Raw genomic sequence first — 24204 nt, 5'->3', positions numbered from 1 at the left:
GGTGACCAACCTCGCGGCGGGCATCAGCGCCACTCCGCTAAGCCACGCCGAGGTCATCGCCGCGGGCCGGGACGCCGGGCCGCGGATCTCGCGGCTGCTGGCCGGAATTGTCGCCAAACTGTGAACGGGGGCAAGATGACGGCAACGCCCGACGCCGTGCTGGCTGCCGCCGAAGCCTGGCTGCAGGCCGATCCGGATGCGGAGACCCGCGAGGAACTGCAGGGCCTGCTGGCAGCCGCCGGCGGCAGCGCGCCTGAGGCAGCGACAGTGCGGGCCGAGCTGGCGGACAGGTTCTCCGGTCCCCTGGCTTTTGGTACTGCCGGCCTGCGGGCTGCTTTGGGCGCGGGGCCGTTCCGCATGAACCGGGTGGTGGTGCGGCGCACAGCGGCCGGACTGGCCCGGTTCCTGCTGGATGCTGCCGGCGGAGCCTACACTCCGCGTGCCGTGGTCGGATTCGACGCGCGCCGGAACTCGCAGGCCTTTGCGGCCGAATCTGCTGCCATCTTCACGGCCGCGGGCATCGAAACCTTTCTGATGCCGTCCGCGCTGCCGACGCCGGTGCTGGCGTATGCGGTCCGGGCGCTTGGCTGCGAAGCAGGCGTGATGGTCACCGCCAGCCACAATCCCGCGAATGACAACGGCTACAAGGTCTACCTGGGTGGCCGCGCCGTCGACGAAGGTGGACGCGGCGCCCAGATCGTGGCACCCTACGACGCCGAGATCGCCGCCCGGATTGACTACACGCCGCCGCTGGAATCGATCCGTCTGGCCGAAGAAGGTTGGACGGTCCTCTCCCCCGGCATTGCGGACGACTATACGGCCGCTGTCACCGCGCTGGCCGATCCGCGCCTCTTCCCCCACCGCGATCTCAAAATCGTGCTCACGCCCATGCACGGGGTTGGCGGAGCCACCATGAAGGCCATCTTTACGCAGGCCGGGTTCACGGACGTCACGCTGGTGGCCGCCCAGGCCGAGCCGGATCCTGAGTTTCCGACGGTGGCCTTTCCCAATCCGGAAGAAGCCGGAGCAATCGATCTGGCGCTTGAGACTGCCGCCGAGGTGAACGCGGATCTGGTGGTTGCCAATGACCCGGATGCCGACCGTGCGGCGCTGGCGGCCAAAGATCCGGCCACCGGCGCATGGCGGATGCTCCGCGGCGACGAGGTCGGTGCCCTGCTGGGCGCGCACATGGCGGCACGGTTCGAAGGCCAGGACCGGCTGCGCGCGGACAGCGCCGAGGCGGCGGCTCCCCTTGACCTGCCGGCGGGCGAGAGCGCGGCCGGGCCCCGGGTCTTCGCGAACTCGATCGTCTCCTCCCGGCTGCTGGGCAGGATCGCGGCGCAGGCCGGAATCGCCCACGTCGAGACACTCACCGGCTTCAAATGGATTTCGCGCGTTCCCGGGTTGGCCTACGGCTACGAAGAGGCGCTGGGCTACTGCGTAGCACCGCATCTTGTCCGGGACAAGGACGGTATGTCGGCCGCGCTGCTGCTCGCTGAACTCGCCGCAGACCTTCACGCTTCCGGCCGGACCGTCTTTGACATCCTCGATGAGTTGGCGCTGCAGTACGGGCTCCATGCCACCGACCAGTTGAGCATCAGGGTGGACAACCTTGCGCTGATGGGAACCATGATGGACAAACTCCGGCAGCGGCCGCCGTCGTCGTTGGCAGGGTCCCCCGTCACGGTGAGCACGGATTTGTCCCTGGGCAGCGCAGGACTGCCGCCGACCGACGGGATGCTGTTTCTGGCCCAGGACGATACCCGCGTGATTATCCGGCCCAGCGGGACCGAGCCCAAGCTCAAGTGCTATCTGGAGGTCATCCGGCCGGTTGCCGGCGCCGACAAGCTAGCGGCCGTGCGGGCGGAAGCAGTTGGCGCGTTGGGGACCATCAAAGCCGACATCCGCCGGACGCTCGGGCTGATGGAGTAGGACGTCACCGGCACCCACTCACCGGTGCCTATGAGTGGCAGCGCGAGTAGGCGCCAAAGGCCCCCAGCGCGTTTCGGGCCTTGGACCTGGCAGGCCGCTGTCTGTGGAATGCCGGCGGGACATCGGCAGCGGCCGAAATCTTCCATGGCGGCCGATCCCTGCCAGAACGGCCGAATTCGTCGCGCCGGCGTCGGGTTTCGGCCGTTCCGGGCGCTGGTCGTGCCCGTCAGCCATGGTTCGTCGCATCCAGGCTTCGCGCCACGGGAGCGCCACCCGCCAGCCCCCTGCCACCCGTGCGCCACCCGCCAGCCCCCTGCCACCCGTGCGCCACCCGCCAGCCCCCCTGCCACCCGTGCGCCACCCGCCAGCCCCCTGCCACCCGTGCGCCACCCGCCAGCCCCCCTGCCACCCGTGCGCCACCCGCCAGCCCCCCTGCCACCCGGGCACCACCAGCCACGCTCCAGTATCTAGAACACCGGCGGGACATCGGCGGCGGCCGAAATCCTCCACGGCGGCCGATCCCTGCCAGAACGGCCGAATTCGTCGCGCCGGCGTCGGGTTTCGGCCGTTCTGGGCGCTGGTTTTGCCCCTCAGCCATGTTTCGCCGCATCCAGGCCCGGCACCATCGGCGCACCACCAGCCAAAGCCCGGCACCACGGGGCACCACCAGCAGCGGGCGTCTTGTCCCGCACCGGCCGCCAACCGGCGTAGCCCTCCCCCGCTTCGTCTTTATCCACAACCTCGGTTTGGCTGATGCTGCCCTCGGGCCACGCGGGCAAGACTGGGATCATGGGTCGTGAACTCCTCGAATCCCGGCTGCTGGCGCTGTGGCCGCCGCAGTATGACGTCCTGACTTCCCAAGAACTCCGACGGTACGGTGCCGGCGAGCGCTTGGTGCGTGATGCTGTCCGATGTGGCGCCTTGTTTCGAATCAAGCACGGCGCCTACGTACTTCGCGCATCCTGGCTGGCCAGCAATGCCAGGGAACGAAATCTCCTACGCGTTCAGGCGCACGCCCTCGTGACAGGTCCCGCCGGCACCTACAGTCATGTCACCGCCGCGCGTCTTCATGGGCTGCATGTCTGGGATGTACCGGCAATCGTGCACCTCACGCAGCCGTTTGCCACCACACGGCACACCAGAAGCCCCGACATCAGTCCGCATCACTTTCTCTTGCCAGAGGACGAAGTCATCTTCTTGCCCGGGCCTCGGGGCAAACCAGTCCCCGTCACCACCCTGGAACGGACAACCGTTGACTGTGCCCGGACGATAGAGCTTCACCGAGCTGCGATCATAGGCGACCACGCTCTTCGATGCGGCGCAAACCTCCAACGGATGAACGAAATCCTCGACTCTATGCCCGGGTCGCGGGGAGTCCGGCGCGCCCGAGCTACCCTCGAGTTGCTCAACGGCCGGGCCGAGTCACCGGGCGAGACGCGTACACGGCTTTTGCTGGGGACCTTTGGAATTCCGATGCCGGAGCTTCAGGTTGAACTGATCACGAGAACCGGTAAGTACCGCGTCGACTTCGCGTGGAAGGACATCATGCTGATCCTGGAGTTTGACGGCCGCACCAAGTACTTCGACTACAGTCCGACGGAACAAGTACTGATGGAGGAACGCAAGCGGGAGAACGCACTGGCCGAGATTCACTGGAACTTCATCCGGGTTGACTGGCCGCAGCTGGGCCGGCCCGATGAGTTCCGGGGCCGGATGGTTGAGGCCATGGCACGTGCCGCCAACAGAACGGCCGCTTTGCGCGCATGGTCTCCGGCTGCGTAAGGGGCCTGCTGCGTGAAGAAGCAGCCGCGTGACCGGGACCTGCCGCGTAAGAAAACAGCGGCACTGGCACCTCCCCGGTGACGGCGCAGCAGCGCCATCGGGTCCCCCCGGGACGATCGACTTCGGGTGCCGGGGCCAGGCCTTGACCACACGAGCAGCCCTGCACAAGAGCCACGCCCAGCGCCCTTTTCGGCACGGGCGCCTTGTGGGACGATGCAGCCATGGGCATCGAAGACGGATTGCCACGCGCTGCAGGAAACAGGCATCAAATCCCTGAGGAGGAGCCAGCGCACAAGGCCTCGGAGGAGCACATCCCTGCCGACGACGGCCGCGCCATAGCCCGACGGCGGCAGGAAGCCGAGGAGAAGCTTGAGGAGCACCGCCGGGCGGCCGAAGGAGAACGCCACTCGTCGGGCGGCAAAAACTGACACCGGCCAGCCTCGCACGCCAGCCAGGCCTCTGATGCCGGTCAGGCCTCAGCACGCCCGCTAGCGGCCGGAGCGGCCGGAGCGGCCGGTGCGGCCAAGCCTTGGTCCTGTCGACGTCTGTCCCGGTATGAAAAGATGGAAGTTCCTCCGAACCAGCAGATGAAAGGGATGGCCATGTCTGAAGGCATCACCTCCGGATCCGCGCCGAGCGAGACCTATCACGACCCGACGTCGATCGCTTCAGTCATCGACCACACCCTGCTGAAGCCCGAAGCTTCCCGCGAAGACATTCTCAAGGTGTGCAAGGAGGCGCTGGAGTACCGCTTTGCGGCCGTCTGCGCGAATCCCATCTGGACCGCCCTGGTGCACAGCACGCTCAAAGGGTCCGGTGTCAAGACCTGCTCCGTCATCGGCTTCCCGTTCGGTGCCACGCCCACCGACGTGAAGGTGCATGAGGCCCGCGGCGCCACCCTGGATGGTGCCGACGAGATCGACATGGTGATCAACATTGCCGCGGCCAGGGCAAACGACCGCAGCTCGATCATCGAGGACATTGCAGCAGTGGCCGAAGCAGTCCACGCCGGCGGTGCCATCCTCAAAGTCATCCTGGAGACGCATTTCCTGAGCGACGAGCAGAAGCGGATGGTCTGCGAAGCTGCCGCCGAAGCCGGTGCGGACTTCGTCAAGACTTCCACCGGCTTCAGCGGCGGTGGGGCCACCGTCGAGGACATCGCCCTCATGCGGGAGGCTGCCGGACCGCTCCTCGGGGTGAAGGCTTCCGGCGGCGTGCGCTCCATCGAAGACGCACGCGCCATGCTGCGGGCCGGCGCAACACGAATTGGCGCCAGCTCATCAGTGGCTATTGTTAACGGTGAGCAAGCCGCCGGCGGCTACTGATGCCGCATAGCACTATCGAGGAGAATCACCCCATGGCCCAACCCAAGCAGCGCACTCATTCGGGCGAGGGACACCTGGTCAGCAATCTCATCACTTTCGTGATCATCATGCTGATCTTCTTCGGGTCCCTGTATGCCTTCAGCCTGGAATCAGTCATCGGCGCCATCCCGGCGTTTGCGATCGGTCTGGGCTTGTTCTCGCTGGCATTCTTCATCCCCAAGCAGATCATGGGACGCGCGGACACACACCACGACGCCTGATTTCCCACGGGTTGCCCGGGCGCTCGGCCAGGGGACATGGCAGGTCCTGTTCCCCATCGGCTGGGCGCCCGGTGCGTTTAACGGACGATCTCTTCCTAGAACGACGGCGGCGCCCCCTCCCCGATGTCCCCGCGGCTGCCCGGTTGCCACCTGAGCGGCGCAGGTTCCAAGAACGACGGCGGCGCCCCCTCCCCGATGTCCCTTTCGGCTGACCGGTTGCCACAGGCACGGGCGTGTAAACTGGCAGACGGTGTGACGGGAAGTCTGGTCGTCGGGTAATTCAACGAACCCGAAAAGCGACCGTCAGGAGCCGACCATGGCCAATCCCTCCCCGCGAGGCAAGACAATCCTCAGCCGGGGCAGCTATCCGGAATGGGTCCGGCTCAGCGACCTGATGCGGAGAGAGACCGTCGGCGGCATCCTGCTGCTGGTCGCCACCGTCGCCGCACTCGTCTGGGCCAATTCGCCTGCTGCAGACAGCTACTTCGCCATCCGGGACTACCGGATCGGCTTCGAATCCCTCGGCCTGAATCTCAGCATTGGCCACTGGGCCTCGGACGGTCTGCTGGCCATTTTCTTCTTCCTGACCGGCCTGGAACTCAAGCGGGAGTTCGTGGCCGGCGACCTCCGCACCCCCAGCCGCGCCATCGTCCCGATCGCAGCGGCTTTCGGCGGCGTCGCTGTGCCGGCCCTGCTCTACGTCGTGGTCAACCTGAGTGCCGGCCCCGAGGCGCTGCGCGGCTGGGCCATTCCGACGGCGACCGACATCGCCTTCGCCGTTGCCGTTCTCGCCGTCATCAGTTCGCACCTGCCCAGCGCCCTGCGAATCTTCATCCTGACCTTGGCGGTCATGGACGACTTGATCGCCATCGCCATCATTGCCTTCTTTTACTCCTCCGATGTGCAACTGCCCTACTTGCTATGGATGCTTCTGCCCCTGGCGGTCTTCGCCTTCCTGACGCACCGCTTCGCCAAGTTTTTCGCGGAGCACCATGTAGCAGCCTGGGTCATTCTGCTTCCGCTCGGCGTCGTGGCGTGGGCTCTGATGCATTCCTCAGGCGTGCACTCCACGGTGGCGGGCGTGTTGCTCGGCTTCCTAGTCCCCGTGCTGCGCAGCAAGAAGCACGGCGGCCCGGACGCCGGCCCCGGACTGGCCGAGCAGTTGGAACACCGTTTCCGTCCGCTTTCAACAGGATTCGCGGTGCCGGTCTTCGCCTTCTTCGCCGCCGGCGTCGCACTTGGCGGCTGGGAGGGCGTCAGCAGGACCTTTACGGACACAGTGGCGATCGGCATTGCCGTCGCCTTGGTGATAGGTAAGCCGCTGGGCATCATGTTCACCACCTGGCTGCTCACCAAGTCCACCAATGCCAGCCTGGACCCCTCGCTGAAGTGGATCGATGTGTTTGGCGTGGCTGTGCTGGCGGGTGTGGGCTTCACAGTTTCGCTCCTGGTCAACGATCTGAGCTTTGCACTGGGATCCGAGCACCACGACCACGCGAAAGTGGCAGTCTTGGCCGGGTCGCTGGTTTCGGCGCTGCTGGCAGCGGTCATCCTGCGTGCCCGCAACCGGCACTACCGCGCCGTGGAGGAGCTGGAAACAGCCGATTCAGACCACGATGGCATTCCTGACGTGTACGAGCGGGACCGCCGCGCTGCCCCCTGATCCACCACCCTCGGCGGTGACCGGCTGAGTGAGCGGCCGCTGCGGGCGGCGACCGGCCGGGTGAACCGCCACCGCGGGCGGCGACGACTCCCCCGGGTGCGATGTGCGCCACACGCCGCGCAGTTCTGCTGAGCGACCGGGTGCCCGTGCCATACTGAGCCAGTTATGGCCAGCTTGGCTCCGGCAATCCAGCCGGTGCGGGCTGCCCGGAGTAGGGGACCTTCGAGCATGTCTGCCGCACTAAGCCCACTGTTGTCACTGCTGAGCGGACAACAGCAGTTCCACGAGCTGTCCCTGCGCGCCCGTGTCTTCCTGAGCCATGTGCCGCTCTGCGTTACCGTGACGCTCACTGCGGTGATAGCCGCGGTGTTCTTCCCGCACCTGCTGGCCGATGTGTATGTCCTTGGCGGGGTCATCGGCATTGCTGTCCTGTGGATCCTCAGCGCGGTTGTGCCGTGGGAGCGGCTGCCCCTTCAGTCATACTGGACCATCCCGCTGCTGGATTTTGTCGCCATCGGCATCCTGCATGAGGGCGCCGGAACCGAACTGCCGGGAGTCAGTTTGCTGGCGGTGTTCCCGGTGTTCTGGATGGCTTGGTCGGCCATCGCCCCGACCGCCGCCCGCATCGTGAGTTTTGTTGCGCCTCTGTTTATTGTGTGGATCCCGGTCTTCACCGGACCGGGGCCGGTGACGCGCGAAGCTTTGGCGGGTCCCATCCTGGTTCCCCTCGTGACCCTGGCGGTGGCCGTTACGGCATCGGTTTTTGCGTCGAGCATGACGGCACAGCAGCAAGCGCTTTGTGACAAAGACCAAGAACTGCGGGCGCTCCTGGAAGACAGCAAAGTCCATGTGCGGCGGTTGGACACCGTCTTGAACGCCGTCGCCGTCGGGGTTCTCGTGACCGACGCCGGCGGGCATGACATCTTGAGCAATGTGCAGCAGCAGCGGGACCGTTCGAGGGCCATGCCCCAAGGCATCGACAACCCCAATGAAGCCGATTTGCTCGTCTTCGAAGCGGACCGGGTGACGCCCGTGGTTCCCGAAGATCGCCCCATCCGACGTGCCGTGAGCGGAGAGTCCTTTTCCGACCGTCTGGTGTGGATCGGCGCCGGAGAATCCCAGCGTGCCATGTTGTGCACGGCCCGGCCCATGCAGAACGACGCCGGCCAGTTCGACGGAACTGTCATGGCCTTCAGCGACGTGACGGATCTCGTCAACGCGCTGACTGTCAAGGAAGAGTTCGTCGCCAGCGTTTCGCATGAGCTTCGAACGCCGCTGACGTCCATCATGGGATACCTGGACCTCGCTCTTGAGGACGCGGATCAGCTGCCCCCGCATGTGGCCCACTCGCTCAGCATTGCCATGCGCAATTCCGAGCGTTTGCTCCAACTGGTGGAAGACCTGCTCTTTACGGCGTCCGGAGTGCTGAGCGTCGCCCCCCGCCGCACGCTCCTGACCGAGGTTGTTGCCGCCAGTGTCGCGTCGGCCATGCCGAGGGCTGAACAGGCAGGTGTAAAGGTGGTAATCGACGCCACCGAGGGGCTGGAAGCGGACATTGATCCCAACCGGATGGGCCAGGTTGTGGACAACCTGCTCTCCAACGCCATCAAATACTCGCCCGACGGCGGCCGGGTCACGGTGCGGACGCTGGAAACCTCCCACACCGCCGTGCTGGAGGTCAGCGACACCGGCATGGGGATGTCGGAAGACGATCAGGACTCAGTCTTCACGAAGTTCTTCCGGACCAGTTCCGTGCGGCAGGCTGCCATCCCCGGACTTGGGCTCGGTTTGGCGATCAGCAAATCAATCGTGGAAGCACACGGTGGCGCGCTGACCTTTAGCAGCGTGCTCGGAGCAGGCACGACATTCCGTGTTTCGATCCCACACAGCAAGGGAGGCCGTCCGGAGACGGCCTCCCTCGCCCAACTACAGCCATGAACGACGACGTAGCGCCGCGCGGCTAGCGAATCGACTGATGACCCTTGAACGGCATCTTGGCGTTACCCGGTCCCTTGCCCTTGGCCGTGCCGTTGACCGCTGAGGTCGTTTCGGCGAAGGTCAGCGTGGTGTGCGCGATGGCATCAGCCATCTGCTCCAGCACCACGCGGTCCACGTTGGCCAGCGTGTCGCAGGCCTGGTGGTAGCAGGGATCGTAGGCCTCGCCCGCGGTTCCCCCGTATACCGCTGCCTGCTCTTCGGTCTTGATCTGCTCGGCGCCGGTGAACAAGCCGCCGGCGGGGATGCCGTTGTTGATGAAGCCGAAGTAGTCCGAACGGCCGTCGAAGGCTGTCGGTTCCGTGGCGAGTCCCTGCGAGGCGAAGTAGTCGTTGAAGACGCGCTCAATGGTGTCCGAACCCTTCGGCCCGGTGAGCCCAAACGCGTCGCCGTCGCCGTCATAAACGAAGCGAACTGCATTGGGCGAACCGACCATATCGAAATTCAGGTTCAGCGCATGGTCCTTGATCTCCTTCTTGCTCAGCTGCGACACGTAGTAGTCCGAACCGAGCAAGCCGTCCTCTTCGCCGCCCCAGAAGGCAAACCTGACCCGGTTCCGGGGTGCATCGCCCGAGGCGGCCATCTGAAGTGCGGTTTCCAGGATTGCCGCACTGCCGGAGCCGTTGTCATTGATGCCCGGACCTTCGGGCACGGAATCCAGGTGGGCGCCCACCACCACGGTGCGGTCCGCGCGCCCTGCGGTGTCCGCCAGAATGTTGAACGTTTCCGTGGCAACAATCGCGCCGTCGACCGCGATCCGCAGTTCCAAGCCGGCGGTGCCGGCCAGCTCGGCCCCCAGCGCGAAGCTGGTAGTGACGGCCGGGATGTCCTGCAGGGTCCCCAGCGTGCCGCCGAAGAGATCATGCCGGTCGGCCGTGTCTCCGTTGCCTTGGTTGAACAGCACCACGCCAACAGCGCCTGCTGCCGAGGCATTCGAAACCTTGACAGAAAACTCGCAGGTGCCGCGTTGTATCAAAGCGATCGAACCGGCGGGGAAGCCGGCAAAGTCGGCCGCCTCGCAGCCGCTGGTGCTCGCCCGGTCCCCGGAGAGGTTGATGTCCACCGCGGTCACCGGCGCCGTGACGTCGCCGGACCCCGAGTAATCCATCGCCAGGAAATCCTTCTCTGCCGTGTAGACAGTCGGCGTCGGAGCCGTCTGCTCGAACGCTTCGCCGCGGAGCACGAACCGTTCGTAGGAGAACACCTGCCGCACCGGCGTGTAGCCAGCGGCCGACAGCTGGGCTTCGATGTACTGGGCCGATGCTTCGTAGCCGGACGTCCCCGCAGCACGGTTGCCGCCATTGGCATTGGCCGCGTCCTGCAGAGCCTGCAAGTGACTGACGATGTTTTCTACGGTGACGGCAGTGCGCAGGGCGCTGGTGTCCGTCCCCTTGGCGGCTTGCGCTGGCAGCCCGGTTCCGAACGCCAATGCCGTGGCGACAGCAAGCGCCGCGCCGCGGCTTAGATGGTGGGTCTTCATGCTGATTCCTCCATAGGGTGCGATGAAGGATCCCGTTGTCCCCGCAGCAGGATCCTGCTGCGGAAGCTATCCCATACGCTGTTGTTCCGGGTAGAGCAGGGAAGCAATAAGTGCGGAAAAGCATCAAAAGAGCCGCGTGGGCGCCTTAAAGGGTCCAGCACCATGGATACGCCACCGGTACCATGGCAGTCGGTCGTCGGCACATTAGCGCGGCTGCAACGCTGGAGAGGAAAACCGATGCGGCTAGGCACTTCGCGGGAACCGGCCCGCCTCCTGCCCTCCTTCCTGTTGGCCGGCTACGCCCTCCTGGTCGCCGGCGTCGTGTTCTGGCCCACGCCGGTGGACGCCGCCGCGAACAGCACCGTCCAGCACGTTCTCTCGACTCTGCAGAAAGCCGGCGCACCCCGCTGGATCGACTACAACCTGGTCGAATCCGGGGCGAACGTCCTGCTGTTCGTGCCGCTGGGCCTGCTGGCCGCGCTCCTGCTGCCGGCCGGTTTGCGCTGGTTGACGCCCGCCGGGGCCTTCGTCCTCTCCGGCGCCATCGAGTGGGCGCAGCAGGAGTTCCTCCCCGGCCGCCATGCTGCGCTGCAGGATGTTCGGACCAACACCTTAGGGGCCGCCGTCGGCACTGTGCTGGCCTATGCCTGGCTGGAGCACCGGAAAAACCAGCGCCGGTAACGCGATAAAGTCGAGGTAGTTTCTCTAGTTACAGCTCAGGTAAAGGACCAGCATGCGCATTTCCGTCATCGGCTGCGGTTACCTCGGCGCAGTACACGCGGCGGCCATGGCCAAGCTCGGACACGACGTGGTCGGTATTGACGTGGACGAACGCAAAGTGACTGAGCTGCAGGCCGGACGCGCTCCGTTCTTCGAGCCCGGTCTGCCGGACCTGCTCACCGAGGTTCAGCAGACCGGCCGGCTGACGTTCAGCACCGACATGGCCGACGCCGCTGGAGCCGCCGTACACTTTGTCTGCGTGGGCACCCCGCAGCGCAAGGGCGAGAACGCCGCCGACCTGCGCTACGTCGATGCTGCCTTCAGCTCGCTGGCCAGCCATCTGCGGGCGGGCGATATCGTGGTCGGGAAATCCACTGTGCCGGTGGGAACTGCCTCCCGGCTTGCCGACGAAATACAGGAGACCGCCCCCGGCGCCGTGCTGGCGTGGAACCCCGAGTTCCTGCGCGAAGGCCATGCCGTGAAGGACACGCTGACTCCCGACCGGTTCGTCTACGGCGTACCCTCCGGGGCGCCCGGGGAAGCAGTCACCGCTGCCTTGGACGAGGTCTATGCCGTGCCGCTTGCGCAAGGGACACCCCGGCTGGTGGTTGACTACGCAACAGCGGAACTGGTCAAGACGGCCGCGAACTCCTTCCTGGCCACCAAGATTTCCTTCATTAACGCCATGGCCGAGGTGTGCGATGCCGCCGGAGCCGACGTCACCGCCCTGGCTGACGCCATCGGCATGGACGAGCGCATTGGCCGCAAGTTCCTTAACGCCGGGGTCGGGTTCGGCGGGGGGTGCCTGCCGAAAGACATCCGGGCGTTTATGGCACGGGCGGGCGAGCTTGGGGCCGATCAGGCCCTCACCTTCCTGCGGGAAGTGGACGCGATCAATATGCGTCGCCGGACGCGCGTCGTCGAACTGACCCGTGATCTTGTCCGGGGGTCGTTGATCGGAAAACGCATCACGGTGTTGGGCGCTGCTTTCAAACCGGAGTCCGACGACGTCCGCGACTCCCCTGCCTTGTCTGTTGCCGCGCAGCTTCAGCTACAGGGTGCCACCGTCACGGTCACCGATCCCGAAGCCTTGGCCAATGCCACGCAGCGCTTCCCGGAACTCAGCTACGAACCGGATACCAAAACCGCGATTGCGCGCGCCCACGCACTGGTTCTGCTGACCGAGTGGAAAGAATACCGCGAGCTCGATCCGGCCGCGATCGGGAACCTGGTGGACGAAAAGAACATCCTGGACGGGCGGAACGTGCTGGACCCCGCTGCTTGGCGGCACGCCGGATGGACGTTCAAGGGCATCGGCCGTCCCTAGCCTTTTCCCAAGTTCGGCCTTCCAGAATGGGCCCGTACAGCCAAGCTGAACGGGCCCATTGTCTTTTTCCGTTGACAGTGTTCCCGTTCCGGAGCATGTTAGGTGAATGGCCAGCGCTCTACGCCGGCGACCCGATCCATCGTCGGGTCGGGCACGCGCGGGCCGTCGATGGGGGGGAAACGGCCGATGTCTCGCGGCAGAGCGTCTCGCAGTGCCACTGCTTTAGCCGTGGCGGCTGCCCTTGGTATGTCCGGCGTGCTCATGTCTGCTGCGCCGGCTGCCGCTGCCCCTGATCCCGGTCAACGCCTCTTCGAACCGGGCCAGGCCACTCTCGGCGACCCGTACTACCCGGAGTCCGGGAATGGTGGCTACGACGCCACCCACTACCAGCTAAACCTCGTGTATGACCCCGCAACCGACCATCTCGAGGGCACTGCCATCATCACGGCCCGGGCCGAACAGGACCTGTCCTCGTTCTCGCTGGATTTGGACAGCCTGCAGGTGCTGTCCGTTGCTGTTAACGGTCTGGACGCACGCTACAAACAGGTGGGAACCAAACTCCTGGTCCTTCCGGCACGCGGCCTGCCACACGCGCAGCGGTTTACCGTGACAGTGAAGTACGGCGGCGTTCCCCGGACCCTGGATGCGGCAGCCAAGGCCGGGTTCGTCCGCACAAACGACGGCGCGGTTGTCACCGGCCACCCGGAAGGCCCGCCCACGTGGTTTCCGGTCAACAACCACCCCAGTGACGTTGCCACCTACTCCTTCGAGGTCTCTGTGCCGGACGGGTGGGAGGCAATAGCCAACGGCCTCCCGGACGGAACCTCCAGCAAGTCCGGCCGCACCACCTTCACATGGGAAGCGGCCGAGCCGCTGTCCCCGCATCTGGCGACCATCGCCGTCGGGCAGTTCGACGTTGCCGAATACGCCAAAGGCGGTACCAGGTATGTGGACGCGATGGATCCGGCCTTGAAGGAAGTGGTCACGCCGCGCAACGGGGACGGCCTGGCGTGGTCGCAGAGTGACGACGCCAGCTATAAGCGGCTCACCCGGACCATCACGGTACCGGATGCGGGCGGTGACCTCTCCTTCTGGATGTTCCGCGACACCGAACCCGGCTGGGATTATGCCTTCGTGGAGGCCAGGACACCCGGCAAGGACGATTGGACCACGCTCAAGGACACCACCGGACACGCCCGCGAGTCCACAGGCAGTTCCTGCCCTGCGTGGCATCAGGTGCATCCGTTCCTGAAGCACTATCAAACCGACAAGGGCAACGGATCCTGTTCCCCGGACGGGACAACCGGCCATTGGTGGGCAGCCACCGGCGCCAGTCAAGGTTGGGAGCACTGGGAGTTCGATTTGGCCGACTACGCCGGCAGGGACGTGGAACTGTCGCTGACCTACGCCAGTGACATCACCGGCCAGAACGACGGCGTGTTCATGGAGGACATCAAGGTGCCCGGAGGTACCGGGTCAACCTCCTTCGATAGCGACGGCGACCGGTGGGACGGGTGGGAAGCGCAACCCGCACCAGACGGCAGTCCGGAAAACGCGAACGGCTGGACGGCCGGCTCGACCGTTCCCCCTTCGCAGGCGTACAAGATCCGGCAGTCGCTGGACAAGCAGCCTCAGATACTGAAATTCCTGTCCACCCTGTTCGGCAAGTATCCGCTCAGGAGCGCCGGCGGCATCATCGACTCTTCCGAAAACCTCGGTTTCGCCCTTCAGACGCAAGGGCGGCCTATTTATCCCATGGACGGCTTTTACGACGAAGCCAGCGGAAACGCCATGATCGCCCGGGAAATGGCGCACCAGTGGACCGATTCGCAGTTGCCGCCGCCGCGGTGGCAGGACAGCTGGTTGAACCAAGGCCTGGCGACCTACGCCCAGTGGCTCTGGAACGAACAGCAACACCTGGGCAGCGCCGACGATACCTTCGACTTCTACGCCGGGATAGCGGCCGACGACGACTTCTGGCAGCCACGGGTCTCGGATCCGGGTGTCGATCAGCTTTTCGCGGCCAATGTCCAGACCCGCGCCGCCATGGCGCTCCACGCCCTGCGGGACAAAGTGGGTGACAAAAACTTCTTCAGGCTTTTGAAGACCTGGGTCCACAACGGATCAGGCAGGCCAGACGATTTCCGCAAGCTGGCCGAAAAAGTGTCAGGCGAAGAGCTGGGTCCCCTCTTCAAGACCTACGTGTCGACGGCTGGGAAGCCGGGGGCTCTGTAGCGGCCAGCCGCTACGCTCAGACTGGCCGGGTGCTACCCGGTCAGCAAATCCGCCCCCTTGCTAGCGGTCTTCGCCGAGGACCCGCAGGCCTTCGCGGTAGGCATCAGCCGTCAGTTCGCCGCGCGCGAACCTCTGGTCAAGGATCTGTCTGGCCGTGCTGCGCCGGTGCGACTGCTGTACTTGGCCGGCTGCTGCTGCCAAAGCATCTTCGACTTCGCGCGGTCTCAGCCCCATGAACGCACGTATCACCAGGACCGCCAGCAACGCCACAATGGCCAGCAGCAGCAACCCGAACAGCCAAGCCAGACCCATATCCACCATGATCAAAGCACCCCTTCAATCACTTGGGAACGACGGCTTCTCCGTCAGGTCGTTCCCCTAGGGTCAGGATACGCGTGCGGCCGGACAACATACAGGGGCGAAACCATCACAATCGCGTGTCCAGCGCCCGTCCAAGATCCCATGGATTAGGATAATCCGGGTCCCCAGCCTGAGTACGCACAGCTGCTGAAAGACGGACCATCGACTATCTGCGGGGGACCTTTCCATGCTTGATACGCGTTTGCACCCTGCCCAGCAGGGACGCAGTCGGGAGGGGCAATTCCGTCCTGATGTTGAAGGGCTGCGAGCCGTCGCCGTCGTGCTGGTGGTCCTCAATCATCTGTCCGGCAGACCGTCCGGCGGCTACATCGGCGTCGACATTTTCTTTGTGATCTCTGGCTTTCTCATTACGGGTCAACTCGTCCGGGAACGAACGAAAACCGGCTGGATATCCTTGTCGGGATTTTATGCGCGCCGGCTCCGTAGAATCCTGCCGGCAGCCACACTGGTCGCGACTGTGACGATTACCGCCGGATACGCCCTTTGGTACTTTCCGCGCGCCAGCCAGACAGCCCTGGACGGACTCAGCGCCATGCTGTGGGTCTCCAACTGGCATTTCGCTGCCATCGGAACCGACTATCTGCAGGCCTCAGGACCGGTCTCGGCTTTCCAGCATTATTGGTCCCTGTCCGTTGAAGAACAGTTCTATGTGTTCTGGCCATGGCTGCTGCTGGGGTTGGCCTATCTACTCCCGCGGTTCACATCGCTTACGGTCCGCCGTGCAATCGTGCTAGGCGTTGCTACTGCAGTGGCCGTTTCCTTCGCGTGGTCGCTCTTCATGACCGGCTGGCGTCCCTCGCTGGCCTACTTCGACACCCTCAGCCGGGCGTGGGAATTTGGGGCAGGAGCACTCGCAGCGCTCGTACCGCTCAGTCGGATAAGCCAGCCAGTCCGGTGGCACCGGCTTTTGGCGCCAACGGGATTGATGGTCATCCTGATCGGCGCGCTCCTTCTGACCAAAGACTCTGACTTCCCGGGTCCATGGGCAGTCATCCCTGTCGCCGGTACGCTGCTCGTTATCGTTGGCAACGAAACCCGCTCCGGGTTCGGCACTGTGGTGCTGACCAATCCTGTCATGCGGTATCTCGGGCGCATTTCGTACTCACTCTACCTGTGGCATTTCCCGCTGATCATTTTCGCCGCTGCGGTTGACCCTGCTAATTCACCTGCAACCATGGCCCTTACCGTGGCTGCCATGCTGCTCTGTGCCGCACTCTCCTACCGCTTCGTTGAAGAGCCAGTGCGTCGCTCGTCTTGGCTTCGATCCTGGGAATCCGCCAGGGTGCACAACCCTTCTGGCCAGCGGCGCAGACAACTGTTGGGGGCGGGGACCGTCGCCATGGTCGTCCTCAGCCTCAGCGCCGTGCAGCTAGTAGGTCCGTCGTTCGTCCGCGATTCCACCGAAGCCGCCGCCCTTATCGACGGCAGGCCGCCGGCCGGGGCCGCCCAACCGTTCACCGATTCCGGCGAGCTGGCTGCCGCTGTCCAATCGGCCTCGGAAAGGCAACCGGATCCGGCCAACCTGACCCCCTCACTTCAGGTGCTTGGTCCTTCGCAGCAGCCACCAGCGATGAACCCGGAGACAGGATGCCGCAATGAAACCGGAGCGGACCGACCCAACTTCTGCGCGTATGGATCGGCCGAGGGCAAGCTTTCGGCGCTCGTGATGGGCGATTCGATCGCCATGAGCTGGATGCCAACCATCACTGGGGCGCTGGCCGACGGCGGATGGACCGTGACCGGTTTGGGTTTCGCCAACTGCCCTGCCTACCTGGTGGAAACGCGTCCCCGGCTTGCCGACTCAGCCTTCGCCGCTGACTGCGCGGAAAGCAGACAGCGGATGTTCCGCGCGGCCGAAGAATTACGCCCTGATCTGATAGTGCTCAGCGGTAACCACGAGGCTCTGGCCAGCCGGGCCACCGGTCAGAAGGCCGCACAGGAATGGCAGGAGGGCGTCCGTCAAGCAGCGGAGCGCTTTGCCGCGACCGGCGCGCAAGTCGTTGTCATCGGTAAGCCGCCCAGCGGCGCGGACATGAGGGTGTGCCCCTCTCGGCTGCATGGCCTGGACGATTGCCATGCGGTGACAAGCAAGAACTGGGAGCGGCGCACCGACGCTGAACGGGAGGCCACGGAGGAAGTGGACGGAGCCGGCTATATCGCTGTCCGCGACTGGTTCTGCACCCCCGACGGCAAATGCCCGCCGCTGATCGGCGACTACATCGTGCGGACGGACACCGGACACCTCACCAATGCCTTCGCCGAAAGCCTGGCCTTGGTGTTGCGCGGTGAACTGACGTCCCAAGGCATCAGGACATTGCCTTCTGCGCAGTGAAAGGCACTGAGACGTTCTGGACAGCCGATTCCGTCATTCGGGCATCCGCAGACATTGATGCTCCGCACGGAAGCAGCCAACACAGCGGATTGGCTACGGTGGCGGCGCCGCGTAGTAGAGGTCGGTGCTCCAGCGGCCATACTGGAAGGTTTTGTACACTGGGTCCCCGGCCACGGTCCCGTTCATAGGCTGGATCCGCAGACGATAGGTGGTGAAGAACCCGCCGTCTGACGTGGAGAACGGCAACTCGAACACGACGGAAGGCTGCTTGACCGTCGCTTCCGCGGCCCAACCGGCGGCACTGGCCAAAGAGACTTCGTAGGACGTCGCGCCGGACGACGCCTTCCAGGAAAATGCCACGTGCTTCTTGTCGTTGACCGGTGTGCTGACGCTGTAATTGACCGCCGTCACCAGCCCCAGCGGCGGGTATGCCTTCGCATCGCGGAAGCAATTATCCACCGAATAGTGCTCATACTTGTACACCAAATAGATGGCATCGCCGGCGGTGGCACCGTTCATCGGCTGCACCCTCAGGCTGTACTTGGCATAGTAGGCCGCGTCACTGCCGGCGCCCTTGAGCGGATTGCCCAGGCGGTCGGAGGGGATCCGGGGCATGGTGAAAGTGACGTGTTCACCCTTCACCTCGGCCGCCTGAGCGTACCGCGGATCGCCGGAGGAGAGTGTCACAACGTAATGCGTGACGTTGTGGGCCCTGCCCCAGGTAAAGCTGACGTCCAGCTTGTCCAGATTCTCCAACTGGGCGGTTGACTTGGCCACCTTGCACTGCGCGGAGTCCTTCATTGGTCCGTCCGGACGCTTCTTCAGTTGGGCTCCGGCAATAAGGCGTGCATCAGAGGAGCCGGAGGGCGGGGCCTCCGGTGCTCCCACCGTGACGCTCATGGTTGCGGTAGCAGTCTGGCGCCACTTCGCGACAGCCGCGGGCGTGCCCACTCCCAACAACACCACCAGGAAAAAGGCAACGGCGGCCCCGGTAAACCCCGGCAGGGACCGAACCCGCCTCCACATCCCGGGTCGCGCCGTCGTCGCCGTCCTTGCCATGTCCTCTGTCACTGGCTTTTCTTTCTTCGTTTCATCAATACCAAAAAGATGATGCCAAGAACCGACAACGGAACGGCCAACCAGGTCCGGTTGTCTGCGAAGACGTTGCCCTCCATCCAGCCTGCCTGCATCGGTTCATCCCCGTCGCCCGCAAGCGCGGAGGGGCCATCCGGTGCGGCCCGTTCCGGCAGGAGCACCGGTTCCAGGACTTCATCGCCAAGGGGCGGCGGGCTACCCGTCCCCGTCGGATTGCTGCCCCCGCCCTCCTGCGGACAAGCGCCGGCGGCGGCGAGTCCCTCGGCTGTAGCTTGCAGCCGGAACGCGACATCGACGTCGGCGCGCTGACGTTTGGTCTCGTTGGCCGCGCTGGGGGCCAGCCGCAGCTTGAGGTTGAGCAGGACCTCTTCCCCGGGTGCCAACGTCCACGTTCGAGCCAGAGTCGCGCAGGACCGGGGACCGGTCAACGGCATCGTTTCGCCTGCGCCTCCGGATTCCGCAACGCTTAGCACCAGGTTGCCGGAGATTTCCACGTCGGCGTCACCCACCATCCCGGCGACCGAAAGCGCAGCCGGGTCGCTGCTGTTGTTGCGGACCCACAACTGGCTCGCGATGGATCCGCCGGGAACCAACGCGCCGGCTCGGCTAAACAATTGCCGTGGCAACTCGGCTGCATAGTGGCGCCCGTCCAAACTCAACTGCAAGCGGTCGTCGGCCGCCTGCGCGGGCTCGGCCGGCACCCACAACACAAGCAGCAGCACGAACACGGCCACTGCGCGGCTGATCAGGGCCCAAAACAACTGTTGAGGATGCCTCGTCATGGCCGGATCACGACGTCGACCGCTGCCGGAGCGACCGCCTGGTCGGAAACTCGGCCTGCTCCGTGCGGGTCTCCACGGCTGTGTCTTCGGCCGGGAAGACCTTGGACAGGCGTGTTTCCGGCGCGTCAGACGGCGCTTCGGCGTCGCCGGTTACGAACACTCGATCCGGTGCCCGACGGTCCCCGGCTTCCTTCTTCGCCTTGCGCTGGCGTTTTTCCTTGAGGATGGAATACGCGCCGTATCCGATGAGCGCTATAGCCGTGAGCTTGAGGACCAAGCCGCGGTCCCCCTGCCCCAGTGCATGAGCCAGGAACCCTACGCCAGGAACAGCATAGAAAAGCTTCCCGCGGACCTGTACCTCCCGAACAGGGAGCTCGTCTTCTACGCTGTTGTTATCCCCCTTGGTCACCAGCAGCCTCTCGCCCTGCTGCGACGCAATCACTGCGGTGATCCGGTGAGTGACAACCACCGGGCTGTTGGACGCGGACTGATACGTGATGATGTCTCCGGTGCGGAGCTCCCCAAACGGCGTCGGCTTGACTACCAGGAAGGTGCCCGGCGCGTATTTTGGTGCCATGGAACTGGTCAACACGGTATACGTCTGCGACCCGGTGACGAGCGGTACGACAACCAGGACCAGCGCCGCCAACGTCACCGCTAGAAAGGCGAGGTAGGCGAGCCCCCGGCCGGTGAGACGCACAGCGTTCACGAACATTCCTCTCAGATCTGCTCAGCGGCGAGCGGAATGGAGATGGTAGTCAACGTGTCTTGCAAAGACGGGGGTGTCCGCCGGGAGAGGGACGCCTGGAGGCAGATCACGCCCGATTCACCCTTGGCCAGGTCAACTGAAGGCAGTGCTCCTGTGGGCGCTGCGGTAAAGAGGGCTGGATTCTCACACTCCTCGAGGCTCCCGGCTCCCGTCGCGGCAATGTGCAGGTACTCGGCGAGGTTCGCGGACGCGATGGTGGGCGGCGACGTGATTGTGGCCCTGATGGTGAACTCCCCGCCGGCATTGGTCAGGTTGGTGAGTTTGACTCCGGCCCGGACCGCGCTGCCCGGCATCAGCTTTCCGGCCGGCGCCGTTTCCAGCGCCAGGGTTGCCGGCTTGCCGTCTTCCATCGTCATGTTCACGCTAGTGTCGCCAGAACCGAGGCTCACCTTGAAGTCCGCGGCGTGGATAGTGCCGGCGTCGAGCGGTGCGGCGGCGTTCCACAAGGCATATGAACCCTGGACGGTCAGCATTCCCAGCGCCACGGCAGCGGTCAGCAAAGCAGCGGCTTTGAGCGCTTGCCGGTTCCGCATCGTCGGTCTCCGCCTAACTGCAGTGGTGCGCGACGGGGTCAGGCGCGCACCGCTGGTCTTGAAAATTTAGACAGCTGTCAGTTGCCCGCCACAGCACTGGCGGGCTGCGGTGCCACCTGATCCAGCTTGAATGCTACGTTGCTGAAGTCGTATTTGGCGTTGGCACTGTCGCGGCCTTTAGTATCGGCTGAAAAATTGAAAGTCACCGTGGCGGTGATGTCCTCCACGGAATCGGTTAGGGTCCCCGTCAGGTCAACACCTTTCTTGCTGCGCAGCTTCACCTCGGAAACAGTGATGTTCGCGTCCGTAAACGTGCTCGTGGCGTTCTTCGCGTTAACAACCGACAGCTTGGCGGCGATCTTATCGCCCTTGAGGATTACGTCGATGTCCTGCGTATAGGTCAGGGTCTCGCCGGGGACGATTTTGTAGCCGGCGATGTTGCCGATTCTGCCGTCCATATTGCTCCAGTAGCCCGGCTCGGTCCTCAAGTTCAGGTTGCCGGCCGCCACTGTGCCCATACCGGCACTCTTCTCCGCGTTCCAGACGGCCAGCGTTCCGCCGCCGCCGAGCAGCAGCGCCGCGCCGACACCGATTGCCAGAGTTCCCTTGACCATCTTGTTCATTTTTGACCCCTTGTTTTTGGCTGGCTCGGCACCTCGTTCTTGCCGATAACCCCAATCTCGCCAACGCACCTGAAGACGAACGGTGTTATTTGCGAAACGTTCCCGAAAAAATCGCCGGTAGGCACTGTGCCGTGGCCGAACCTCAAGATCACCCAAAGTCCTCCACCAAGCCTGCAAACTTCAGTTCCGCCAAATGTGAAGCATGCGCACTATAATTTGGGTTCTGAACTGAGCGCGCATTTTGAGCGACCGGCAGATATGTGAGGCGTTAGTGGATCCGTCGAGGGTAGCCGTAGTTATTGAAGATGATCTGGACATATGTGAGCTCATCAGAAGCGTCATGGCACAATCCGGATTTGAGGTCCATACAGCTGCGGACGGTGAAACCGGGGTGGCCGCCGTTAAAGAGCACCGTCCCTCAATAGTCACGCTGGATGTTGGCCTTCCGGACATTGACGGATTTGAAACCGCACGCCGAATCCGGCTCTTCAGCGATGCCTACATCCTCATGTTGACCGCGCGGGCCGAAGAGATCGACGCCGTGCTGGGCTTCAAGTCCGGCGCCGACGACTACATCATTAAGCCGTTCCGCACCTTTGAACTGCGTGCTCGGGTGGCGGCAATGCTGCGGCGTTCCCGTATGAGTGAATCGATTCACGACGGCCAGGCGGCTTCGGTGATGGCGGAACCCATCGCTGAGAGGCCACCAGCAGGTTCGAAAACCTTCATCGGCCTTCCCACTCCGTCTTCCCCGGCAGTGTTCGCACGAGAGGCCGCCAAGAATGCCGGACTCTCTGCCCTGGCCCCAAGGGAACAAGAGGCCACCTACGTTCATAACGGGCTGTGCCTGGACTATCCCACCCGGACAGTGACGGCTGACGGCGCCCCCAAGCAACTGACCCGGATGGAATTCGACTTGCTGTACGCCCTGATGGAGAGCGGGCGAAATGTGCGCAGCAAGCAGGATCTGGTGCGGTGGCTGCGCTTTGAGGACTACGACACCGGTTCGTTCGTCTCTGCTGCCGACGAGCGTGCCGTTGAGGTGCACATGGCAAATCTGCGCCGCAAGCTCGGCGACGAGCCTCGCTCCCCCAGATGGTTGGAAACCGTTCGCGGCTTCGGATACCGAATGGCCCCGGCCAGCTCGCTGTAGGCACAGCCGGGCCCCTACCCGACCTTTGAACCGAAGCGGCGCAGGACGATGCCGTGGCCGCTGCGGACGACACGGCACTCCGCCTACGGCCCCGTTGCCGCGCGGATGCTTATGATGTCAATGCCGCATGCCCACCCGTTCGGATTGGCGGCTGAAAGTCGAGATGATGACCCCCCTTGCCGATGACACCCATCTGCCGAGCCGCCGTGATGTCCGCACGGGTGCAGCCGATCCTGCCCCGCCCACGGGCATGATTCCGGTAGTTCCGCTGGTGGCCAAGCCATCAGGGGACCCCTTTCCGCCGCGGCGTGAACTGCGGACCGGTCGCATCCAGGTCGTGGCACCGGCGGCAGGTCAAGCAGGCGGCACCACTCGGTATGTCCGCCTTGAAACGCCGCAGCCAACGGGCTCTACCCGCGCCGCGCAGCGAGCCAAGGCGCCCAAGAAATCATCCAAGACCACCTGGGTGGTGAGCACCGTCGTCGTGCTTGCCGCCGCCGGCGCAGCCTTCTGGTTCGCCTTTTTGCGGTAGCCCGTGATCGCCGCCTGAGCTATCCCTCGCCCGCGGTGAGCTTGGCCAGGAGCGACGAGAGTTCGGAGCGCTCAGCAGCGGACAGCCCGGCAAAGTAGCTTTCCGCCTGCTTCACTTGGATTTCCCGGATACTTTGCCCAATCTCCCGTCCGGCATCGGTCAGGGCGACCACGGTGGCCCTGCGGTCCGCCGGGTCTGGCTCCCTGACGCACCAGCCTCGCTCCTGCAAACCGTCCACGATGTCGGTCGCGGACCGTGGGGCAATCCGCAGCCGCTCGGACAGCTCACCCAACCGAAGCGAGCCGTAGTGGCGGAGCATGCGCAGCGCGCGCGCCTGGGAGGGCGCCACGCCCAGCGGCGCCATCCCCTGCCGGGTCACCCTCCGGAGCTGACGCGAAACGGCCCAGAAAGCGTCCAGTAAATTTTCATCTGCCACGGGAATAGGCTACCAACTTTTCCTGTTGTAGCCTCATAATGAGGTTACCTCAGCACTCGGGCGGCGTGCGTTGCCCACCATAACGAATCGAGGTGGTTCCGACGGAGACGATCGGAATGAACCCGGGCCGTGGTCCCGTCAGGGAGCCGACGGCCGCAGAAAAAGAACAAGCCCGGCACGTGCCACTGAAGCGAGTCGCTGCACTTTTCCGTCCCTACCGGCGGCAACTGGCCCTGGTCATCGGCATCATCCTCGCGTCCTCCGCGGCAGCCATGGCCTCGCCGTTCCTCCTGCGCGCCGTCATCGACACCGCCCTGCCCCGGCAGCAACTCCCGCTGCTGGCCTGGCTCACCGCGGGGATGCTCGCGGTCGCCGCCGTCACTGCCCTGTTGGGTGTCCTGCAGACCTGGATCGCGACCAAGGTGGGCCAGCGGGTGATGCACAGCCTGCGGACCGCCGTCTTCGCCCACTTGCAGCGCCAGTCCGTTGGCTTCTTCACCCGCACCCGGAGTGGGGAAATACAGTCCCGAATCACGAACGACATCGGCGGCATGCAGTCGGTGGTCACCTCCACCGCCACCGGCATCGCCACCAACCTGACCACCGTCGTCGCTACCGCGGTAGCCATGGCGGCATTGTCCTGGCAGTTGTCGCTGATCTCACTGCTGGTCATGCCGCCAGCCGTTGTCCTGACGCGCAAGGTGGCTAAAGTGCGGCGGGAGCTCACGGCCCGCCGCCAGCGGGAACTGGCCGACATGAACGTGACCATTGAAGAATCGCTCTCGGTCAGCGGCATCCAGCTGAGCAAGACCCTGGGCACCGGACACGACCTCGCTGCCAGGTTTGCTG

At 64.6% G+C, this 24204-nt stretch carries 23 protein-coding genes and 1 pseudogene; 15 read left to right on the top strand and 9 right to left on the bottom strand.

The annotated features are described in order from the left end of the window. Nucleotides 1-124, top strand: a pseudogene (locus AC5RWT_RS22140) (purine-nucleoside phosphorylase); the annotation flags it as partial. An 11-nt stretch (nt 125-135) separates the two neighbouring features. Then, nucleotides 136-1932, top strand: coding sequence for a phospho-sugar mutase (locus AC5RWT_RS22135; RefSeq protein ID WP_494082038.1), 1797 nt, complete (start codon nt 136-138; stop codon nt 1930-1932). A gap of 590 nt (nt 1933-2522) precedes the next feature. Here AC5RWT_RS22135 and AC5RWT_RS22130 read toward each other — a convergent pair. Then, nucleotides 2523-2723 (bottom strand): hypothetical protein, encoded by a 201-nt coding sequence (locus tag AC5RWT_RS22130; RefSeq protein ID WP_494082037.1) that lies wholly within the window; start codon nt 2721-2723, stop codon nt 2523-2525. Nucleotides 2724-3405: 682 nt separating this feature from the next. Between AC5RWT_RS22130 and AC5RWT_RS22125 the strand changes: the two genes are divergently transcribed. The 6 genes from AC5RWT_RS22125 (at nt 3406) to AC5RWT_RS22100 (ending at nt 8900) form a co-directional block, all read left to right on the top strand. After that, complete coding sequence (locus AC5RWT_RS22125; protein ID WP_494082036.1) at nt 3406-3714, top strand: putative endonuclease domain-containing protein; 309 nt, start codon at nt 3406-3408, stop codon at nt 3712-3714. Nucleotides 3715-3935: 221 nt separating this feature from the next. Further along, entirely contained in the window at nt 3936-4142 is a 207-nt protein-coding gene (locus AC5RWT_RS22120) for a hypothetical protein (protein ID WP_494082035.1), read from the top strand. A gap of 174 nt (nt 4143-4316) precedes the next feature. Beyond that, the gene (gene deoC, locus AC5RWT_RS22115; protein WP_494082034.1) at nt 4317-5039 is read left to right on the top strand and encodes a deoxyribose-phosphate aldolase; all 723 of its coding nucleotides are present in this window, start codon (nt 4317-4319) and stop codon (nt 5037-5039) included. 32 nt (nt 5040-5071) lie between these two features. Next, nucleotides 5072-5299, top strand: a complete 228-nt coding sequence (locus AC5RWT_RS22110; protein WP_494082033.1) for a hypothetical protein — start codon at nt 5072-5074, stop codon at nt 5297-5299. 316 nt (nt 5300-5615) lie between these two features. Next, complete coding sequence (gene nhaA, locus AC5RWT_RS22105; RefSeq protein WP_494082032.1) at nt 5616-6962, top strand: Na+/H+ antiporter NhaA; 1347 nt, start codon at nt 5616-5618, stop codon at nt 6960-6962. Nucleotides 6963-7190: 228 nt separating this feature from the next. Continuing rightward, a complete protein-coding gene (locus tag AC5RWT_RS22100; protein ID WP_494082031.1) occupies nt 7191-8900 on the top strand; it encodes a sensor histidine kinase in 1710 nt (569 codons plus the stop codon). 22 nt (nt 8901-8922) lie between these two features. On the opposite strand, the gene AC5RWT_RS22095 is transcribed toward AC5RWT_RS22100, so the two are convergent. Continuing rightward, nucleotides 8923-10437, bottom strand: coding sequence for a M20/M25/M40 family metallo-hydrolase (locus AC5RWT_RS22095; RefSeq protein WP_494082030.1), 1515 nt, complete (start codon nt 10435-10437; stop codon nt 8923-8925). A gap of 237 nt (nt 10438-10674) precedes the next feature. Here AC5RWT_RS22095 and AC5RWT_RS22090 point away from each other — a divergent pair, with 237 nt between their 5' ends. From AC5RWT_RS22090 to AC5RWT_RS22080, 3 genes are all read left to right on the top strand, one after another. Then, nucleotides 10675-11118, top strand: coding sequence for a VanZ family protein (locus tag AC5RWT_RS22090; protein ID WP_494082029.1), 444 nt, complete (start codon nt 10675-10677; stop codon nt 11116-11118). A gap of 52 nt (nt 11119-11170) precedes the next feature. Then, complete coding sequence (locus AC5RWT_RS22085; protein ID WP_494082028.1) at nt 11171-12484, top strand: UDP-glucose dehydrogenase family protein; 1314 nt, start codon at nt 11171-11173, stop codon at nt 12482-12484. Nucleotides 12485-12712: 228 nt separating this feature from the next. Next, on the top strand, nt 12713-14719 hold the full coding sequence (locus AC5RWT_RS22080) for a M1 family aminopeptidase (protein ID WP_494082027.1): 2007 nt from the start codon (nt 12713-12715) through the stop codon (nt 14717-14719). Between the two features lie 60 nt (nt 14720-14779). Here AC5RWT_RS22080 and AC5RWT_RS22075 read toward each other — a convergent pair whose 3' ends face one another. Then, nucleotides 14780-15040: an SHOCT domain-containing protein gene (locus AC5RWT_RS22075; protein WP_493968247.1), complete on the bottom strand. Its 261-nt coding sequence runs from the start codon at nt 15038-15040 to the stop codon at nt 14780-14782. Nucleotides 15041-15266: 226 nt separating this feature from the next. Between AC5RWT_RS22075 and AC5RWT_RS22070 the strand changes: the two genes are divergently transcribed. Further along, nucleotides 15267-17432: an acyltransferase family protein gene (locus AC5RWT_RS22070; RefSeq protein WP_494082026.1), complete on the top strand. Its 2166-nt coding sequence runs from the start codon at nt 15267-15269 to the stop codon at nt 17430-17432. A 93-nt stretch (nt 17433-17525) separates the two neighbouring features. On the opposite strand, the gene AC5RWT_RS22065 is transcribed toward AC5RWT_RS22070, so the two are convergent. The 5 genes from AC5RWT_RS22065 to AC5RWT_RS22045 all read right to left on the bottom strand — a co-directional run bounded on the left by AC5RWT_RS22065 (nt 17526) and on the right by AC5RWT_RS22045 (nt 21234). Beyond that, complete coding sequence (locus AC5RWT_RS22065) at nt 17526-18503, bottom strand: hypothetical protein (protein ID WP_494082025.1); 978 nt, start codon at nt 18501-18503, stop codon at nt 17526-17528. Further along, nucleotides 18500-19255 carry a hypothetical protein gene (locus tag AC5RWT_RS22060; protein WP_494082024.1) on the bottom strand — a complete coding sequence of 252 codons (756 nt, stop codon included), beginning with the start codon at nt 19253-19255 and terminating at the stop codon, nt 18500-18502. The genes AC5RWT_RS22065 and AC5RWT_RS22060 overlap by 4 nt, the downstream gene beginning before the upstream one ends. Before the next feature lie 61 nt (nt 19256-19316). After that, nucleotides 19317-20018: a signal peptidase I gene (locus AC5RWT_RS22055; RefSeq protein WP_494082023.1), complete on the bottom strand. Its 702-nt coding sequence runs from the start codon at nt 20016-20018 to the stop codon at nt 19317-19319. 11 nt (nt 20019-20029) lie between these two features. Continuing rightward, nucleotides 20030-20611: a hypothetical protein gene (locus AC5RWT_RS22050; protein WP_494082022.1), complete on the bottom strand. Its 582-nt coding sequence runs from the start codon at nt 20609-20611 to the stop codon at nt 20030-20032. A 77-nt stretch (nt 20612-20688) separates the two neighbouring features. Continuing rightward, complete coding sequence (locus AC5RWT_RS22045) at nt 20689-21234, bottom strand: alternate-type signal peptide domain-containing protein (protein WP_494082021.1); 546 nt, start codon at nt 21232-21234, stop codon at nt 20689-20691. A 271-nt stretch (nt 21235-21505) separates the two neighbouring features. Between AC5RWT_RS22045 and AC5RWT_RS22040 the strand changes: the two genes are divergently transcribed. Then, the gene (locus AC5RWT_RS22040; protein ID WP_494082020.1) at nt 21506-22387 is read left to right on the top strand and encodes a response regulator transcription factor; all 882 of its coding nucleotides are present in this window, start codon (nt 21506-21508) and stop codon (nt 22385-22387) included. 127 nt (nt 22388-22514) lie between these two features. Continuing rightward, nucleotides 22515-22919, top strand: a complete 405-nt coding sequence (locus AC5RWT_RS22035; RefSeq protein WP_494082019.1) for a hypothetical protein — start codon at nt 22515-22517, stop codon at nt 22917-22919. A gap of 19 nt (nt 22920-22938) precedes the next feature. Here AC5RWT_RS22035 and AC5RWT_RS22030 read toward each other — a convergent pair whose 3' ends face one another. Further along, complete coding sequence (locus AC5RWT_RS22030) at nt 22939-23355, bottom strand: MarR family winged helix-turn-helix transcriptional regulator (RefSeq protein ID WP_494082018.1); 417 nt, start codon at nt 23353-23355, stop codon at nt 22939-22941. Between the two features lie 179 nt (nt 23356-23534). Here AC5RWT_RS22030 and AC5RWT_RS22025 point away from each other — a divergent pair. Then, a partial coding sequence (locus tag AC5RWT_RS22025; RefSeq protein ID WP_494082017.1) for an ABC transporter transmembrane domain-containing protein occupies nt 23535-24204 on the top strand: 670 nt, incomplete at its 3' end.

It is taken from the genome of Arthrobacter sp. Dra40 (assembly GCF_059091905.1).
The sequence above is the reverse complement of the archived record's forward strand: the minus strand, read 5'-3'. Positions and strand labels throughout refer to the sequence as shown.